This is a genomic window from Cellulomonas sp. URHE0023, from assembly GCF_000688475.1.
In the GTDB taxonomy this organism is placed as follows: Bacteria; Actinomycetota; Actinomycetes; order Actinomycetales; family Cellulomonadaceae; genus Cellulomonas.
The window spans coordinates 224,559-240,917 of the sequence record NZ_JIAN01000006.1; the positions used below are offsets into that span (position 1 = coordinate 224,559).

A 16,359-nucleotide genomic window follows, 5' to 3' on the forward strand; every position below is an offset into this window, starting at 1 on the left:
GTCCGCGGAGCAACTGACCCCGCCCACGTCCCCCTCGGGCGCGCGGTCTGCGTCCGATCGCCGCTCCCCCGAGCGCTGGGTGCAGCCGTACGGCCATGTTCAACCGGAGGTAGCGCCCTATGGCGCAGACCAGGATCGCCCCACCCGCGGCTCGTCCCGAGGGCCAGTGGGCGTTCGACCAGAAGGAACCCCTGAACGGCAACGAGCTGTTCAAGCAGCAGGACGACGCCCTGAACGTCCGACAGCGGATCGAGGACGTCTACTCCCGTGAGGGCTTCGCGAGCATCGCGCCCGAGGACCTGCGCGGACGGATGCGCTGGTGGGGGCTCTACACGCAGCGCAAGCCCGGCATCGACGGCGGCAAGACGGCCACACTCGAGCCGCACGAGCTGGACGACGAGTACTTCATGCTCCGCGTCCGTTGCGACGGCGGCGCCCTGAGCCTGCTGCAGCTGCGCACGATCGCCGACATCTCGGTCGAGTTCGGCCGCGGGACCGCGGACGTCACGGACCGGCAGAACATCCAGCTGCACTGGATCCGGATCGAGGACGTCCCCGAGATCTGGCGGCGGCTCGAGGCCGTCGGGCTGAGCACCCAGGAGGCCTGCGGCGACTGCCCGCGCGTCGTCCTCGGGTCGCCGGTCGCCGGCGTCGCCGCCGACGAGATCATCGACGGCACCCCCGCGGTCCGCGCGATCGTCGACAACTACATCGGCGACCCGCGGTTCTCCAACCTGCCGCGCAAGTTCAAGACCGCCATCAGCGGCTCGCCGCACCACGACGTGGCGCACGAGATCAACGACGTCGCGTTCGTCGGCGTGGTGCACCCCGAGCTCGGGCCGGGCTTCGACCTGTGGGTCGGCGGAGGACTGTCCACCAACCCGAAGCTCGGCGTCCGCCTCGGTGCGTTCGTCACCCTCGAGCAGATCCCCGACGTGTGGGTCGGCGTCGTCAGCATCTTCCGCGACTACGGGTACCGGCGCCTGCGCACCCGTGCACGCCTGAAGTTCCTCGTGGCCGACTGGGGCCCCGAGGTCTTCCGCCAGGTGCTGGAGGGCGAGTACCTCGGGTTCGCTCTCGAGGACGGTCCGGAGCCCCCGCCGCCACCCACCGGCAACCGGGACCACGTCGGCGTGCACCCGCAGAACGACGGCAACTTCTACATCGGCGTCGCGCCGACCGTCGGCCGCATCTCCGGCGAGCTGCTGCGCAACCTGGCGGACCTCGTCGAGACCGCAGGGTCGGACCGCGTCCGGCTGACCGTCGAGCAGAAGATCATCGTGCTGGACGTCGCCCCGGCGAAGGTGGACCCGCTCGTCGACGCCCTCGACGCGCTCGGGCTCCCGGTCCGACACGCGTCGATGTTCCGTCGAGGCACCATGGCGTGCACCGGCATCGAGTTCTGCAAGCTGGCCATCGTCGAGACCAAGGCGCGTGCCACGCACCTGATCGGCGAGCTGGAGAACCGGCTGCCCACCTTCGACCAGCCGATCACGATCAACCTCAACGGCTGCCCGAACTCGTGCGCCCGCATCCAGACGGCCGACATCGGGCTCAAGGGTGCTCTCGCGGGCGGCGAGGACGGCTACCAGGTCCACCTGGGCGGCGGTCTGGGCATGACGAGCGGGCTCGGGAAGACCCTGCGTGGCCTGCGCGTTCCCGCTGAGGAGCTGCCCGACTACGTCGAGCGTGTCGCGAAGAGGTTCGACGAGCAGCGCACCGAGGGCGAGCTGTTCGCCCAGTGGGTGCAGCGAGCCGACGAGGAGGACCTGCGATGAGCGGAACATCCGGCGAGCGAGCGGTTCCGTACTACTGCCCGTTCTGCGCCAGCGAGGACCTCTGGCCCGCCGGCGAGACCCACGGCCAGTGGGAGTGCCGCTCGTGCACGCGCGCGTTCGCGCTCAAGTTCGTGGGGCTGGTGAGCCGCGCATGAGCACCCTGGACACCGCAACCCTGCGCGAGCTCGCCGAGCAGGCAGGCCGCGACCTCGAGGGCGCCCACCCCGAGGAGATCATCGCCTGGGCCGCGCGCACGTTCGGTGACGACCTGGTCGTCGCGTCGTCGATGGGCGACGAGATCCTCGTGCACATGGCCGCCAAGGCCGCGCCGGGCGTCAACGTGATCTTCCTGGACACCGGGTACCACTTCGCCGAGACCATCGGCACGCGCGACTACTACGCCGAGTTCACGGACATCAAGCTGCTCACGATCCTTCCGGTGCGAACCGTGGCGGAGCAGGACGCCGAGCACGGCGAGAAGCTGCACGACCGTGACCCCAACCTGTGCTGCGCGCTGCGCAAGGTCGAGCCGCTCGAGCGTGGGCTCGCGCCGTACACGGCATGGGTCACCGGGATGCGCCGCGAGGACGCCCCGACCCGCACCGACATCACCGTCGTCGGGTGGGACGCCAAGCGCGACAAGGTCAAGCTCAACCCCCTGGCCGCCTGGACGCAGGCCGACGTCGACGCCTACGTGGCGGACAACAACGTCGTGCTCAACCCGTTGCGCCAGGCCGGGTACACATCGATCGGCTGCGCCCCGTGCACGCGTGCGGTGGCGCCCGGTGAGGACGCACGTGCCGGCCGCTGGTCCGGCACGGGCAAGATCGAATGCGGGTTGCACACGTGAGCACCACAGTGACACTGACCCAGCTGGACGCCCTGGAGTCCGAGGGCATCCACATCATGCGCGAGGTCGCCGGCGAGTTCGAGCGTCCGGTGCTGCTGTTCAGCGGCGGCAAGGACTCGATCGTGATGCTGCACCTGGCACGCAAGGCGTTCTGGCCGTCGGCCGTCCCCTTCACGCTGATGCACGTCGACACCGGGCACAACTTCCCCGAGGTCATCGAGTACCGCGACCGCGTGGTCGAGCAGTACGGGCTGCGGCTCGTGGTCGCCAGCGTGCAGGACGCCATCGACGACGGGCGCGTGGCCGAGCGTCCCGACGGCTCGCGCAACGCCCTGCAGACCGTCCCCCTGCTCGACGGCATCATCGCGAACAAGTTCGACGCAGTGTTCGGCGGCGGCCGTCGCGACGAGGAGAAGGCCCGCGCCAAGGAGCGCGTGTTCTCCCTGCGCGACGAGTTCGGCCAGTGGGACCCGCGCCGGCAGCGCCCGGAGCTGTGGGACCTCTACAACGGCCGCCACAAGGTCGGCGAGCACGTGCGCGTCTTCCCGCTGTCCAACTGGACCGAGCTGGACGTCTGGCGCTACATCGAGCGCGAGGGCATCGAGCTTCCGTCGATCTACTACACGCACGAGCGCGAGGTCTTCCTGCGCGACGGCATGTGGATCGCCCCGGGCGAGTGGGGCGGCCCCAAGCCGTCCGAGACGCTCGAGACCAGGACCGTGCGCTACCGCACCGTCGGCGACATGAGCTGCACGGGCGCCGTCGAGTCGTCCGCGGCCACCGTCCCCGAGGTCATCGCCGAGGTCGCCGCGAGCCGGCTCACCGAGCGTGGCGCCACCCGTGCCGACGACCGTGCCTCCGAGGCAGCCATGGAAGACCGCAAGCGTGAGGGCTACTTCTGATGGGCCCGACCGATCTCGTCGAGGAGACGCAGCCAGTGACCGACGATCTGCCCGAGCACGCGACGCGCGACCTCCTGCGTCTGGCCACGGCCGGATCCGTCGACGACGGCAAGAGCACCCTCATCGGCCGCCTGCTGTACGACACGAAGTCGGTGCTCGCGGACCAGCTCAGTGCGGTGGAGGCCGCAACCGCCGCACGTGGCGGCGGGCAGGTGGACCTCGCACTGCTCACCGACGGCCTGCGCGCCGAGCGTGAGCAGGGCATCACGATCGACGTCGCCTACCGGTACTTCTCCACGGCGACCCGTGCGTTCGTGCTTGCCGACACCCCGGGGCACGTTCAGTACACGCGCAACATGGTCACGGGAGCGTCGACCGCGGAGCTTGCGATCGTGCTCGTGGACGCCCGCAAGGGTGTGCTCGAGCAGACGCGTCGGCACGCGACGATCACGGCCCTGCTCGGCGTGCCGCACGTGGTCCTCGCGGTGAACAAGATGGACCTTGTCGACTTCGACGAGCCCACGTTCCGGGCGATCGCCGAGGAGTTCACCACCTACGCGGCCGGGCTCGGCATCTCCGACGTCGTGGCCGTGCCGCTGTCCGCGCTCGCGGGAGACAACGTGGTCGACCGTTCGACACGGACGCCCTGGTACGACGGCCCCACGCTCCTCGAGCACCTGGAGGGTGTCGAGGTCGGTCGGGACGCCCAGCTCGAGGCGTTCCGCTTCCCCGTGCAGGTCGTCATCCGCCCTCGCACGCCGGAGCACCCCGACTACCGCGGGTACGCGGGCCGGGTCGCGTCGGGCGTCGTCTCGGTGGGCGACGAGGTCACCGTCCTTCCGTCGGGCAAGACGAGCGTCGTGGTCGGCATCGACACGTTCGACGGGCCGCTCCAGGAGGCGCACGCCCCGCAGTCCGTGACGCTGCGGCTCGCAGACGACGTGGACGTGGCGCGCGGTGACGTCCTCGTACCGACGGGCTCGTCCGTCACGGTCGGCTCCGACCTCGAGGGGACGGTCTGCTGGCTGGCGGAGAAGCGCAGCGTGCTGGGCGCCCGCCTGCTCGTCCGGATCGGTACCCGCACGGTGCGGGCCCTGCTGCGTGAGGTGAACGCCCGGCTCGACGTCGACACGCTCACCGTCGAGGCGTGGGACGGGATCGACACGCTCTACGCGGTCGACGCAACCGACACCTCGTCGGACATCCCGCCGCGCGCCCTGTCGCTGAACGCGATCGGTCGCGTCAAGATCCGTCTCGCGGAGCCGGTCATGCTCGACCGGTACGCGACGCACCGCCGCACCGGCGGCTTCCTGCTGGTCGACCCCGCCGACGGCACCACGCTGGCCGCGGGCATGATCGGTGAGACGTTGCTGGACCGCCTGACGCCGCAGTCGTCGGCAGACGACGGCGACAGCGCCGACTGGCTGGCGGGCGCAGGCATATGACCGGTTGCCACCCGCTCCTGCTCGACCTCGCCGGTCGCCGCGTCGTCGTGGTCGGCGGCGGGCCGGTGGCTGCTCGTCGGACCGCCCGGCTGGTCGAGGACGGTGCCGCGGTGGTCGTGGTCGCGCCTGCGATCTGCGAGGACCTGGTCGAGCTGCTCGACCAGGTCACGTGGCGGCAGAGGGAGTACCTGACGACGGATCTGGACGACGCGTGGCTCGTGCACACGGCGACCGGGGACCGCCAGGTCGACGACGCGGTCGCCGCGGACGCCGAGGCCGCGCGGCTGTGGTGCGTCCGCGCCGACGACGCCACGGCCTCGAGCGCGTGGACGCCCGCGGTCGCGCGCTCGGGCGACGTGACCGTGGCGATCGGCGCAGGCGGTGACCCTCGCCGCGCGACCGCGCTGCGCAACGCGATCGCCCTCCTGCTCGACACGGGCGGCCTGCCCCTGCGTCGGCACCGTCCCGGGACCGGCAGCGTCGTGCTCGTCGGCGGCGGCCCCGGCGACCCCGGGCTGATCACGACGCGCGGGCGACGGGCACTCGCTGAGGCGGACGTCGTCGTGGTCGACCGGCTCGCGCCCCGCGCGCTCCTGGACGAGCTGGACCCGTCGGTCGAGGTGATCGAGGCGGGCAAGTCGCCGCACGCCCACACCCTCACGCAGACCGAGATCAACGCGGTGCTGGTCGACCGCGCGCAGGCTGGCCACCGCGTCGTGCGGCTCAAGGGCGGTGACCCGTTCGTCCTGGGTCGAGGCGGCGAGGAGGTCATGGCGTGCATCGCTGCGGGCGTGCCCGTCGAGGTGGTCCCGGGCGTGACCAGCGCGCTCGCCGTCCCGGCTGCCGCAGGGATCCCCGTGACCCACCGCGGCCTGGCCCGTCAGTTCACCATCCTGTCCGCGCACGACACCACGCCCGACTGGGCCACGCTGGCCCGTCTGGAGGGCACCCTGGTGCTGCTCATGGGCGTCGCCCAGCTGGGCTCCCACACGCGCGAGCTGCTCGCGCACGGGAAGGACCCGGGTACTCCGGTCGCGATCGTCGAGCGCGGGACGCTGCCCGAGCAGCGCACCACCGTCGGGACGCTCGCCGACATCGCGTCCTTGGCTCGCGAGCGCGGCGTCGGGAACCCGGCGGTCGTCGTCATCGGCGATGTCGCAGCCCTGGCCGACGTGCTGGGTCCGGCCTGAGCCCTAGCGTGGGACCCGTGCCCGAACTCCCTGCGCTGGACGTGCTGCTCCCCCTGCACCGTCCGCGGCTAGAACCCCTGGCAGGTGAGCCCGAGCTGATCGCGCTCTTCGGTGACTCCCCCGGCGTCCGCGCCAACATGGTGAGCACTCTCGACGGTTCCGCGACCGGCGCCAACGGCCTCTCGGGCTCGATCAACAACTCGGCCGACTGGCGTGTGTTCCGCGTCCTGCGCGCCCTCGCGGACGTGGTCCTCGTCGGCGCCGGCACCGTCCGGGCCGAGCAGTACACGGCGCTCGACGTTCCTGAGGGCCTTCGCGGTGCGCGGGCCGAGCTCGGTCGCGCCGACGATCTCGAGCTCGCCGTCGTCTCGACCTCCGGAGTCCTCCCGGACGCCCTGCTCGACGGCGCTCGGCCTCCGCTGGTCATCACCGTCGCGGAGAACCGGGCGCTCGGCGCCTTGCGCGACCGCCTCGGTGCTGAGCGCGTCCTGATCGCCGGCGACGGTCATCGTGTGGACGCCCGGGCCGCGATCGCGGCGCTGACCGACCGCGGCCTGAACCACGTGCTGACCGAGGGCGGGCCCTCGTTGCTCGCCCACCTGGTCGAGGCCGACGTCGTGGACGACGTGTGCCTGACCTGGACCCCGCAGCTCGTCGGCGGTCCGGCCAGCCGCATCCTGACCCAGCCGGAGTGGCTCTCCCCTGCACGGTCGCTCGAGCCGCTGCACCTCCTGCATGCCGACGGAGTGCTGCTGGGTCGCTGGCGGATGACTAGGCTCGGCGCGTGACCGACACGATCATCGTCCTCACGGAGGACACCCTTTCCAGCTCCGACGTCGACAAGCTCATCGCGCTGCACGCGGACGAGACGTACGCGTACCGCGTCCTCGTCCCGGCGGACACGGACCGGCCGCTCGTCGCGACGATCATCGACAACCTCAGCCTCGGCGAGCTGCGCGAGGCGTGGGACCGCGCCCGGGGCAAGGAGCCGTCGCAGCCCGAGGCGAAGGCCACGGCCGACGACCAGCTGGCCGGCAGCATCGCCGCGTTCGAGGCGGCGGGCCGCTCGGCCACCGGCACGGTGGTCGACGACGACCCCCTGCCCGCCCTCAAGGCGGCCGTCGCCGACGGTGACGTCATCGAGGTGGCCGTCGTGACCTACCCGCACGCGGTCGAGGACACGTTCCACACCGACTGGGCCTCCCGTGCACGCGAGGAGCTCCAGGTCCCGGTCCTGCACCTCTACTCGGGCACCAGCGAGCTCGGCTGACCACGACCACGGCCGCCACACGAACGGCGGCCGTGGTCCTGCGCTCAGAAACCGGTCGAGGTCACCTCGGGGTAGTACCGGCGGAACTTGCGGACCTGGTTGACCAGTGCCATCCACACGTACAGACGCCGGCGCGGTGACAGGTCCCGGGCGTACCGCAGCGGGTGCGCGACGGCCTTGGTGCGGACCAGCCGTCGGACCCGCGCGTGGAGGCTCGGCTCCTTGACGTACCTGAGCAGGAGCCGGTGCGGCAGGATCGAGTAGAGGATCTCGCGGTCGACGACGACGGGCTCGACCGCCTTCCCCTCCACCTGGTCCTCCACCACGAACCGCATCGGGTTGGCCCCGGCTGCGGTCACGTAGTAGTTGTTCCGACCGATCCGGGGATTCACCTCGAAGAACCGGAACTGCCCCGAGCGCGGGTCCACCTTGACGTCGAAGTTCGCGAACCCGCGGTACCCCGTCGACGTGAGGAACGTGCGCGCCTGGTCGAGCATGTCGTCGTCGCGCGTGGTGATCATCGCGGCGGGGTTGCCGAGCCCGGACGGCGTGTGCTCCTCGAGCAGCACGTGCGCCGAGCACAGCAGCGTGATCTCCCCGCGGCTGTCGACGTACGCGGTGATCGAGCGCATCTGGGTGTCGTCGCCCGGCACGAGCTCCTGCACCACGAACCGGCCCCGGAACCCGGCGGACCGCAGCGCGTCCCAGAGCCGCGCCAGCTCGTCGGGCGTCGCGATCTCGAAGACCTTCTTCTTGCCCTCGAACTCGACGTCCTGGTAGTCGGCGCTGCTGGCCGCCTTGGCGATGAGCGGGTAGTCCAGGTCGACCGGCACCGGCTCCCAGTCACCGTCGAACTCCTGCACGATCGTCCGCGGCACGGAGATGCCGAGGTCGGTGCAGATCTCCGCGAACGTCGCCTTGTCCGAGATCCGGTCGAGCAGGTGCTCCGACAGGAACGGGACGACGTAGTACTCCTCGAGGAGAGCCCTGTGCTGCACGACCACGCGGACCAGCCAGTCCGAGTTGGCCATCAGCAGCAGCCGGGCCGAGGGCGTGCGCTGCGCGACCTCGACCAGCCGGTCGACGAGCTGACGGGGGTCGTGCCCGTCGTCCACGATCTCGTGCCGGACGATCCGCGAGTGGGCCACCGGACCCAGGGCGGCACCGGCGACGACGACCGACGTGACGCCGTAGGCCTCGTGGAACGAGCGGGCAAGGGCGTACACGCCGATGTCGGCGCCGAGGATGACGGGCTGCAGCGGACCGGTTCTCGAGGTGGGCAGCTCGCTCACGCGGGCTGCTCGGTGCGGTCGCCCGTCCAGAGCGTGTGGAAGGTGCCGTCCTTGTCGGTGCGCCGGTAGGTGTGCGCGCCGAAGAAGTCGCGCTGCGCCTGGATCAGCGCGGCGGGCAGGCGCTCGGCGCGGACCCCGTCGTAGTAGGCGAGCGACGACGAGAACGCCGGCGTGGGGACACCGTGCAGCGCGGCGCCCGACACGACCCGACGCCAGGCGGCCAGGCCGTTGCCGACCGCACCGGTGAAGTACTCGTCGGCGAGCAGGAGCGGCAGGTGCGCGTCGCGCTCGTAGGCCTCGGTGATGCGGTTGAGGAAGCGGGCTCGGATGATGCAGCCACCGCGCCAGATACGGGCCATGGCGCCGCGGTCGATGTCCCAGCCGAACTCGGCGCTCGCGGCGGCGATCTGGTCGAATCCCTGCGAGTACGCGACGACCTTCGAGGCGTACAGCGCGAGCCGGACGTCCTCGATGAAGGCGTCGCGGTCGGTGATGTCCCACGGCGTCACGTCGGCCGGCAGGGCGGCCGCGCCGGCGGTGCGCTGCGGGACCGAGCCCGACAGTGCGCGCGCGAACGTCGCCTCGGCGATCCCCGTGATCGGCACGCCCAGGTCGAGCGCGTTCTGCACGGTCCAGCGACCGGTGCCCTTCTGCTCGGCCTGGTCCAGGACGATGTCGACGAACGCGCTGCCCGTCTCGGCGTCGACGTGGGCCAGCACGTCGGCGGTGATCTCGATGAGGAACGACTCCAGGTCGCCCGTGTTCCACTCGGCGAAGATCTGCCCGATCTCCGCGGCTGAGGCACCCAGACCCTGGCGCAGCAGGTCGTACGCCTCGGCGATGAGCTGCATGTCGGCGTACTCGATGCCGTTGTGCACCATCTTGACGAAGTGACCGGCACCGTCCGGGCCGATGTACGTGCAGCACGGAACGCCGTCGACCTTCGCGGAGATCTTCTCGAGGATCGGCCCGAGGGACTCGTAGGACTCCTTCGTGCCGCCGGGCATGATCGACGGACCGAGCAGTGCGCCCTCCTCGCCGCCGGACACGCCGGAACCGACGAAGTGCAGGCCCTTCTCACGCAGCGCGGCCTCGCGCCGGATCGTGTCGGGGAAGTGCGCGTTGCCGGCGTCGACGACGATGTCGCCCTCCTCCAGGAAGGGGACCAGCTCGTCGATCACGGCATCGGTCGGGCCACCGGCCTTGACCATGACGATGATCTTGCGGGGCTTGGCGAGCGATGCGACGAAGTCCTCGACGGACTCGGAGGGAACGAAGTCGCCGTCGGAACCGTGGTCGGCAACCAGGGACTCGGTCTTCGCGTACGACCGGTTGTGGATGGCGACCGTGTACCCGTTGCGGGCGAAGTTGCGTGCCAGGTTGCGGCCCATCACCGCCAATCCCGTGACGCCGATCTGCGCGGTTCCGGTGGCGGTTCCTGAGGCGACCATGCGGGGAGAGCTCCTTCGAGACGTCGGCCGGCGGACGTCGGGTCCCGACCTGCTGGGAGCGGGCACGGGGAACGACGTCCGGGTATTGGTGCGCGGGCAAGCCTAGTGCGCAGCGCCACAGGACGGAGCGGCGTGCCGGACCTCAAGACGGGGTCGCCGTGCGTACGCTCCCAACCGTGACACCCGCTGGTCCGGAGGACGTCCCCGTCGAGTTCGTCAGTGCGCTGCGCTCGCTGCGGCAGGTGAGCGTTCGCCCCGAGGTGATCCTCGACGAGGTACCGGGACCGGCGCGCATCGCACCCTTCTCCGCGGCCCTCACCGCCGAGGTCCGTACGGCCCGTCGCTCCGTCGCGGCGGCCGAGCTCGCCTCCGGTCGGTTCGTCGTCCTGTTCGATCCCGCGGGCCAGGAGGCCTGGGAGGGAAACTTCAGGCTCGTGACGCTGGTGCGTGCGACGCTCGAGGCCGAGGTCGGTGCCGACCCGCTGCTCGCCGAGGTGGCGTGGAGCTGGTTCACCGACTCGCTGCGGGAGTCCGGGCTCGACCCCCACGCCGCCGGTGGCACCGTCACGAGGGTCCTGTCGCAGAGCTTCGGTGCCCTGGACCGTCGGGCCGAGCAGACCGAGCTCGAGATCCGTGCGTCGTGGACGGCCACCGACGAGAATCTGGCTCCCCACCTGATCGCCTGGTCGACCCTGCTGTGCACCGCCGCGGGTCTGGAGCCGCTGCCGGACGGTGTCGTGGCACTGGGACCGCGTCGCTGAACCTCAAGTCGACCGCTTGGCCTGCCGATGACAGGCCTGTGAGCATCGAGCCCCTGCGACGAGACGTGGCCCAGGTACGCGGGCCCGTGCTTCGACGTACCCTGCCGAGCTCGCGCCCCGGAACCGCCACGTCCCCCATGACCGCCGCCCAGGCACCGCAGCAGATGTGCGTCGTGGTGACCGAGGTGGCGGACGGCGACGGCGGGGTGCTGGTACGCAACCTGCGCCGCCGTGGCGCCCCCCGGGTCGTCGTCCTGACGCGTCGCGCCGCGCGACCGGAGCTGAGCGCCCTCCTGGCCGGGGGTCTTCGCGGTGCGGTAGCGAGCGCGACCTGCCCCTCCCTGCCCAAGGTCGCACCGCCAGCGGTGCAGGCGCCGATGCCGGAGCTGACTGCGCGCGAGGTCAGCGTGCTCAAGCTCGTGGCCGACGGCCGGACCAACCGGCTCATCGGCGAGGAGCTCGGACTGTCCGCGCTCACGGTGAAGAGCCACCTGGCGCGCATCTCCCGCAAGCTGGGCACGGGCGACCGCGCCGAGCTGGTCGCCATCTCGATCCGCGGCGGCGTGGTGTCCTGACCGGAGCACGCCCGCGCGGCCTGCGCGGATGCGTCCGTCCCGTCGCTTAACGTTGCTCTCATGCGATCTGAGGCGACCCCGGACCTCCCCGCCGGAGGGTCTGAACCGCCTGCCGTCGTCTCCGCGGACGACGCTGCGGTCCCCCAGGCTGACGCCCCGGAGATCGTCATGCTCACCGAGCCGGCAGAAGGCATCCCCTCGGTCGTCGAGACGCCAGAGGCCCTGGCCGCCGTCGTCGCCGCGTTCGGCGCGGGGACCGGCCCGGTCGCTGTCGACGCGGAGCGCGCCTCCGGCTACCGCTACGGCCAGCGCACGTACCTGGTCCAGCTCCGTCGCGAGGGTGCCGGGACCGCACTGATCGACCCGATCGCCGTGCCGGACCTGTCCTCGCTGTCCGAGGCCCTGGTCGGCGTCGAGTGGGTTCTTCACGCGGCGTCCCAGGACCTGCCCGGTCTGGCCGAGCAGGGCTTGCTGCCGAGCCGGGTGTTCGACACCGAGCTCGGCGCCCGGCTCCTCGGGATGGAGCGGGTCGGGCTCGCGGCGGTGGTCGCCGACGCCCTGGGTCTCGGGCTGGCCAAGGAGCACTCGGCCGTGGACTGGTCGACGCGGCCCCTTCCCACCGAGTGGCTGCGGTACGCCGCCCTGGACGTCGAGGTGCTCGTCGAGCTCCGGGAGATCCTGGCCGAACGGCTCGCGGTCGCCGGCAAGGCGGAGTGGGCCGCGCAGGAGTTCGAGGCCGTGCGCACCGCACCGCTACCCGCCCCGCGCGTCGAGCCGTGGCGCAGGGTGTCCGGGCTGCACGCGATCCGTGACGCCCGCCGGCTCGGCGTGGTTCGCGAGCTCTGGCTCACGCGCGACCAGAACGCGCGGCAGCGGGACATCTCCCCCGGCCGCGTCCTGCCGGACCACGCGATCATCGCGGCGGCGCAGGCCCTGCCGCGGACCGTCTCCGAGCTGACGGCGCTCCCGGCGTTCGCAGGTAAGGGCACGCGTCGACGGGCGCCGCTCTGGCAGCAGGCGATCGACCGGGCCCTCGCCGAGCCCGACAGCGAGCTCCCCTCGGTCCGTGGACCGAAGAGCGACGCACCGCCGCCGCCGCGGGCCTGGGCCGAGAAGGACCCCGCTGCTGCCGCACGCCTGGCTGCTGCTCGCGACGCGGTCGCCGCCCTCTCCGCGCAGTGGTCGGTGCCGGCCGAGAACCTGTTGCAGCCCGACCTCCTGCGCAGGCTGTGCTGGACGCCGCCGGCTGTGCTCGACCTGGACTCCATCGGCGCGTTCCTCAGCGCAGGCGGAGCGCGCCCCTGGCAGATCGAGCTCGTGGGACCCCGGCTGGCCGAGGCGTTCGCCGCGCTCTAGCGCGCGCTGTTACCCATCGGTAACTTGCGTCTCGTCAGATCCCGGTACCCGGGGTATCGTCTACTGGTCGCGGGCTCGTACGTGCCTGCCCGCCCGGACACCGTCGTCCCGCCTTTGGAGGCCCTGGATGCCCACCCCATCCCCGCGAGTCCGTCGCGTCGTGTTCGTCGACGGGGTACGCACCCCGTTCGGTCGCGCACGCAAAGACGGCCTCTACGCGAACACCCGCGCCGACGACCTGTCGGTCAAGACCATCCGAGAGCTGCTGCGCCGCCACCCGTCGCTGCCGCCCGAGCGGATCGACGAGGTCGCCATCGCCGCCACGACGCAGCAGGGCGACCAGGGACTCACCCTGGGCCGCACGGTCGGCGTGCTGGCCGGGCTGCCCCGCTCGGTCCCCGGCTACGCGATCGACCGCATGTGCGCCGGCGGAATGACCGCCGTGACCAACATCGCCGCCGCGATCGGTGTGGGCGCGCAGGACGTCGCCCTGGCCGGCGGCGTCGAGCACATGGGACGTCACCCGATGGGGTTCGACGCGGACCCCAACCCGCGCTTCCTCTCGGAGCGCCTGGTCGAGAACGACGCACTCAACATGGGCGTGACGGCCGAGAACCTGCACGACACGTTCCCGGCACTCACCCGCGAGCGTGCGGACGCGTACGGCGCCGCGAGCCAGGCCAAGTACGCCGCCGCACTGGCAGCCGGCAAGATCGACCCCGACCTCGTCCCCGTCGCCCTGCGTGACCCCGAGAACGGCTGGGGACTGGCCACGGCGGACGAGCCGCCGCGTCCGGGCACGACCGTCGAGGCGATCGGCAAGCTCGCCACCCCGTTCCGCGCGGGCGGTCGCGTCACGGCGGGCACCGCCGCACCGTTGACCGACGGCGCCGCATCCTGCCTGCTCGCGGCCGAGGAGACCGCCGACGAGCTCGGGCTGCCCACGCGGATGCGCATGGTCTCGTTCGCCTACGCGGGCGTCGAGCCGTCGATCATGGGCATCGGCCCGGTACCGGCCACGACCAAGGCCCTCCAGCGTGCCGGCCTCACGATCGAGGACATCGGCCTGTTCGAGATCAACGAGGCGTTCGCCGTCCAGGTGCTCTCGTTCCTCGACGCGTTCGGGATCGCCGACGACGACCCCCGGGTGAACCAGTACGGCGGGGCGATCGCGGTCGGCCACCCGCTGGCATCCTCGGGCGTCCGCCTGATGACGCAGCTGGCACGCCAGTTCGCTGAGCAGCCCGAGGTCCGCTACGGCCTGACGACCATGTGCGTCGGCCTCGGGCAGGGCGGCACCGTGATCTGGGAGAACCCGAACCACCCTGACTACGAGTCCTTCGACGCTTCTGAGGGGAGCGCCCTGTGAGCACGACCACGACCGAGGCACGTGCCGAGCGCGTCACCCACGCCCACGCCCGCGACGTCCAGCTGCCCGACGGCGCCGGCACCCTCGCGCTCGTCACGCTCGACAACGGGCTCGACCACACGAAGCCGTCCACGCTCGGCCCGCTGGGGATCGCCTCGTTGTTCGAGACGCTCACGGCCGTGCGCGGACGCGTCGAGGCGGGAGAGATCTCCGCGGTCGCCGTCACCGGCAAGCCGTACTTCCTCGCGGCGGGCGCTGACCTGTCCCTGATCGGTTCGATCCCGGACCGCTCGGTCGCACTCGAGCTCGGGCGCAACGGCCACGCCGCGTACGAGCTCCTGCACTCGATGGGCGTCCCCACGTTCGCGTTCGTCAACGGCATCGCGCTGGGCGGCGGCCTGGAGCTGGCGCTCAACTGCGACTACCGCACCGTGGCGTCCGACGTGCGCGCGCTCGCTCTCCCGGAGACCGGCCTCGGCCTGGTGCCCGGCTGGGGCGGTGCCTACATCGTGCCGCGGCTCGTGGGCATCGAGAAGGCGCTCGAGGTCATCCTCACGCGCCCGGCGGCCAACAAGCCCTACGCGGCAGCCGAGGCCGCGTCGATCGGGCTCGTCGACCTCGTGCTCGACCCCAGCGACTTCCTCGAGGAGTCGATCCGGTGGGCGGCCCGGGTGCTGACCGGCGCGGTCGTGGTCGAGCGACGCCCGCTCGATCCGGCGCCGCTGTGGGACGGTGCCGTCGCGATCGCGCGGCAGCGGCTCGATGCCGTCATCAACGGGTCGCGTCCTGCGCCGTACCGGGCGCTCGACCTCGTCGCGGCGGCGCGTGACGCCTCACGGGTCGACGCGTTCGCCGCGGAGGACGAGGCGCTCGCCGACCTGATCATGTCCGACGAGATGCGTGCCAGCATCTACGCGTTCGGGCTGGTGTCGGGCGGCAAGAAGCCGGTCGGCGCACCCGACCGCTCGCTCGCCCAGCCCGTCACCCGGGTCGGCATCGTCGGCGCCGGCCTCATGGCCGCGCAGATCGCGACCCTGTTCGCGCAGCGGCTGGGCGTCCCGGTCGTCATGCGGGACCTCGACCAGGAGCGGGTCGACAAGGGACTCGCCGCCGTCAAGGCAACGGTGGACCGGCTGACGTCGACCGGCCGGATGAGCCAGGCGACCGGGTCTCGGCTGCTGGGCTCGATCCACGGCACCACCGACCTCGCCGAGTTCGCGTCGTGCGACCTCGTCATCGAGGCGGTCACCGAGATCCTCGACCTGAAGAAGCGCGTGTTCGCCGAGCTCGAGACGGTCATCTCCCCCACGGCCATCCTCGCGACCAACACGAGCGCACTGTCCGTGAGCGCGATGGCCGCGGACCTTCAGCACCCCGAGCGCGTCGTCGGGCTGCACTTCTTCAACCCCGTGGCCGCGATGCCGCTGGTCGAGGTCGTCCAGGCCGAGCACACGTCGCTCGAGGCGCTCGCGACGGGGTTCGCCGTGGCGGCGAAGCTGCGCAAGACGGCCGTTCTCGTGGCCGACCGGCCGGGCTTCGTCGTCAACCGGCTGCTCGTCCTGCTCCTCGGCGTGATCGTGGACGCCGTCGAGCACGGGACGCCCGTCGAGGTGGCCGACCGGGCGCTGCGGCCTCTCGGTCTGCCGATGCCCCCGTTCGAGCTGTTCGACCTGGTCGGACCCGCCGTCGGGCTGCACGTGCTCACGTCGCTGCGCGAGGAGCTGGGCGATCGTTTCCCGCGCTCCCCGGGCCTCGAGAAGCTCGTGGCAGACGGCACCCGCGTCGTCCTGCCTGCACCCGCCAAGGGACTGCCGAAGCCGGTCGACCCGGCTATCCAGTCGGCGTTCACCGGCCCCAGCGAGGGCACGGCCCTCGACGAGGCGGGTGTGCTCGACAGCGTGCTGTCGGCGCTGACCGTCGAGGTCGGGCACATGCTCGAGGAGGGTGTCGTGTCCACCCCGCAGCAGATCGACCTGTGCATGATCCTGGGCGCCGGCTGGGGGTTCCACCTCGGTGGCCTGACGCCGTACCTGGACCGCACCGGCTACTCCGAGCGGATCCTCGGCCACCGGCTCCTGCCGGACGGCGCCGCGAACGTCCCGGCGGTCTGAGTAGTCGGG

15 protein-coding genes are annotated in these 16,359 nt (G+C 71.8%); 13 read left to right on the forward strand and 2 right to left on the reverse strand.

The genetic code is table 11. The features are described from left to right. Positions 1-119 precede the first annotated feature (119 nt). From N553_RS0110325 to N553_RS0110360, 8 genes are read left to right on the forward strand one after another with little or no spacing between them, the layout of a single operon-like run. Positions 120-1,778, forward strand: a complete 1,659-nt coding sequence (locus N553_RS0110325; protein WP_028046445.1) for a nitrite/sulfite reductase — start codon at positions 120-122, stop codon at positions 1,776-1,778. Next, on the forward strand, positions 1,775-1,933 hold the full coding sequence (locus tag N553_RS25390; protein WP_197030011.1) for a hypothetical protein: 159 nt from the start codon (positions 1,775-1,777) through the stop codon (positions 1,931-1,933). The genes N553_RS0110325 and N553_RS25390 overlap by 4 nt, the downstream gene beginning before the upstream one ends. Beyond that, entirely contained in the window at positions 1,930-2,628 is a 699-nt protein-coding gene (locus N553_RS0110335; RefSeq protein ID WP_028046446.1) for a phosphoadenylyl-sulfate reductase, read from the forward strand. Before N553_RS25390 ends, N553_RS0110335 begins: the two co-directional genes overlap by 4 nt. After that, the gene (gene cysD, locus N553_RS0110340) at positions 2,625-3,530 is read left to right on the forward strand and encodes a sulfate adenylyltransferase subunit CysD (RefSeq protein ID WP_369796703.1); all 906 of its coding nucleotides are present in this window, start codon (positions 2,625-2,627) and stop codon (positions 3,528-3,530) included. The genes N553_RS0110335 and cysD overlap by 4 nt, the downstream gene beginning before the upstream one ends. Next, complete coding sequence (locus tag N553_RS0110345) at positions 3,530-4,975, forward strand: GTP-binding protein (protein WP_081844507.1); 1,446 nt, start codon at positions 3,530-3,532, stop codon at positions 4,973-4,975. The genes cysD and N553_RS0110345 overlap by 1 nt, the downstream gene beginning before the upstream one ends. Next, on the forward strand, positions 4,972-6,165 hold the full coding sequence (gene cobA / locus N553_RS0110350; protein ID WP_028046449.1) for a uroporphyrinogen-III C-methyltransferase: 1,194 nt from the start codon (positions 4,972-4,974) through the stop codon (positions 6,163-6,165). The genes N553_RS0110345 and cobA overlap by 4 nt, the downstream gene beginning before the upstream one ends. Positions 6,166-6,182: 17 nt before the next feature. After that, a complete protein-coding gene (locus N553_RS0110355) occupies positions 6,183-6,953 on the forward strand; it encodes a dihydrofolate reductase family protein (RefSeq protein ID WP_034621748.1) in 771 nt (256 codons plus the stop codon). Further along, positions 6,950-7,435 (forward strand): hypothetical protein, encoded by a 486-nt coding sequence (locus N553_RS0110360; protein WP_028046450.1) that lies wholly within the window; start codon positions 6,950-6,952, stop codon positions 7,433-7,435. The genes N553_RS0110355 and N553_RS0110360 overlap by 4 nt, the downstream gene beginning before the upstream one ends. A 44-nt stretch (positions 7,436-7,479) precedes the next feature. On the opposite strand, the gene N553_RS0110365 is transcribed toward N553_RS0110360, so the two are convergent. Together N553_RS0110365 and gndA are read right to left on the reverse strand one after the other, a co-directional pair. Beyond that, entirely contained in the window at positions 7,480-8,727 is a 1,248-nt protein-coding gene (locus N553_RS0110365) for a hypothetical protein (RefSeq protein ID WP_051640067.1), read from the reverse strand. Continuing rightward, positions 8,724-10,178, reverse strand: a complete 1,455-nt coding sequence (gene gndA / locus N553_RS0110370; protein WP_028046452.1) for an NADP-dependent phosphogluconate dehydrogenase — start codon at positions 10,176-10,178, stop codon at positions 8,724-8,726. Before gndA ends, N553_RS0110365 begins: the two co-directional genes overlap by 4 nt. A gap of 176 nt (positions 10,179-10,354) precedes the next feature. Here gndA and N553_RS0110375 point away from each other — a divergent pair, with 176 nt between their 5' ends. From N553_RS0110375 to N553_RS0110395, 5 genes are all read left to right on the forward strand, one after another. Then, a complete protein-coding gene (locus N553_RS0110375) occupies positions 10,355-10,939 on the forward strand; it encodes a DUF3000 domain-containing protein (protein ID WP_028046453.1) in 585 nt (194 codons plus the stop codon). Between the two features lie 137 nt (positions 10,940-11,076). Beyond that, entirely contained in the window at positions 11,077-11,514 is a 438-nt protein-coding gene (locus N553_RS25915; RefSeq protein ID WP_255347020.1) for a LuxR C-terminal-related transcriptional regulator, read from the forward strand. Positions 11,515-11,682: 168 nt separating this feature from the next. Then, on the forward strand, positions 11,683-12,870 hold the full coding sequence (locus N553_RS22210; RefSeq protein ID WP_034622071.1) for an HRDC domain-containing protein: 1,188 nt from the start codon (positions 11,683-11,685) through the stop codon (positions 12,868-12,870). Between the two features lie 127 nt (positions 12,871-12,997). Next, a complete protein-coding gene (locus N553_RS22215) occupies positions 12,998-14,239 on the forward strand; it encodes a thiolase family protein (protein ID WP_034621750.1) in 1,242 nt (413 codons plus the stop codon). Then, positions 14,236-16,350, forward strand: coding sequence for a 3-hydroxyacyl-CoA dehydrogenase NAD-binding domain-containing protein (locus N553_RS0110395; RefSeq protein ID WP_028046455.1), 2,115 nt, complete (start codon positions 14,236-14,238; stop codon positions 16,348-16,350). Before N553_RS22215 ends, N553_RS0110395 begins: the two co-directional genes overlap by 4 nt. Positions 16,351-16,359 lie beyond the last annotated feature (9 nt).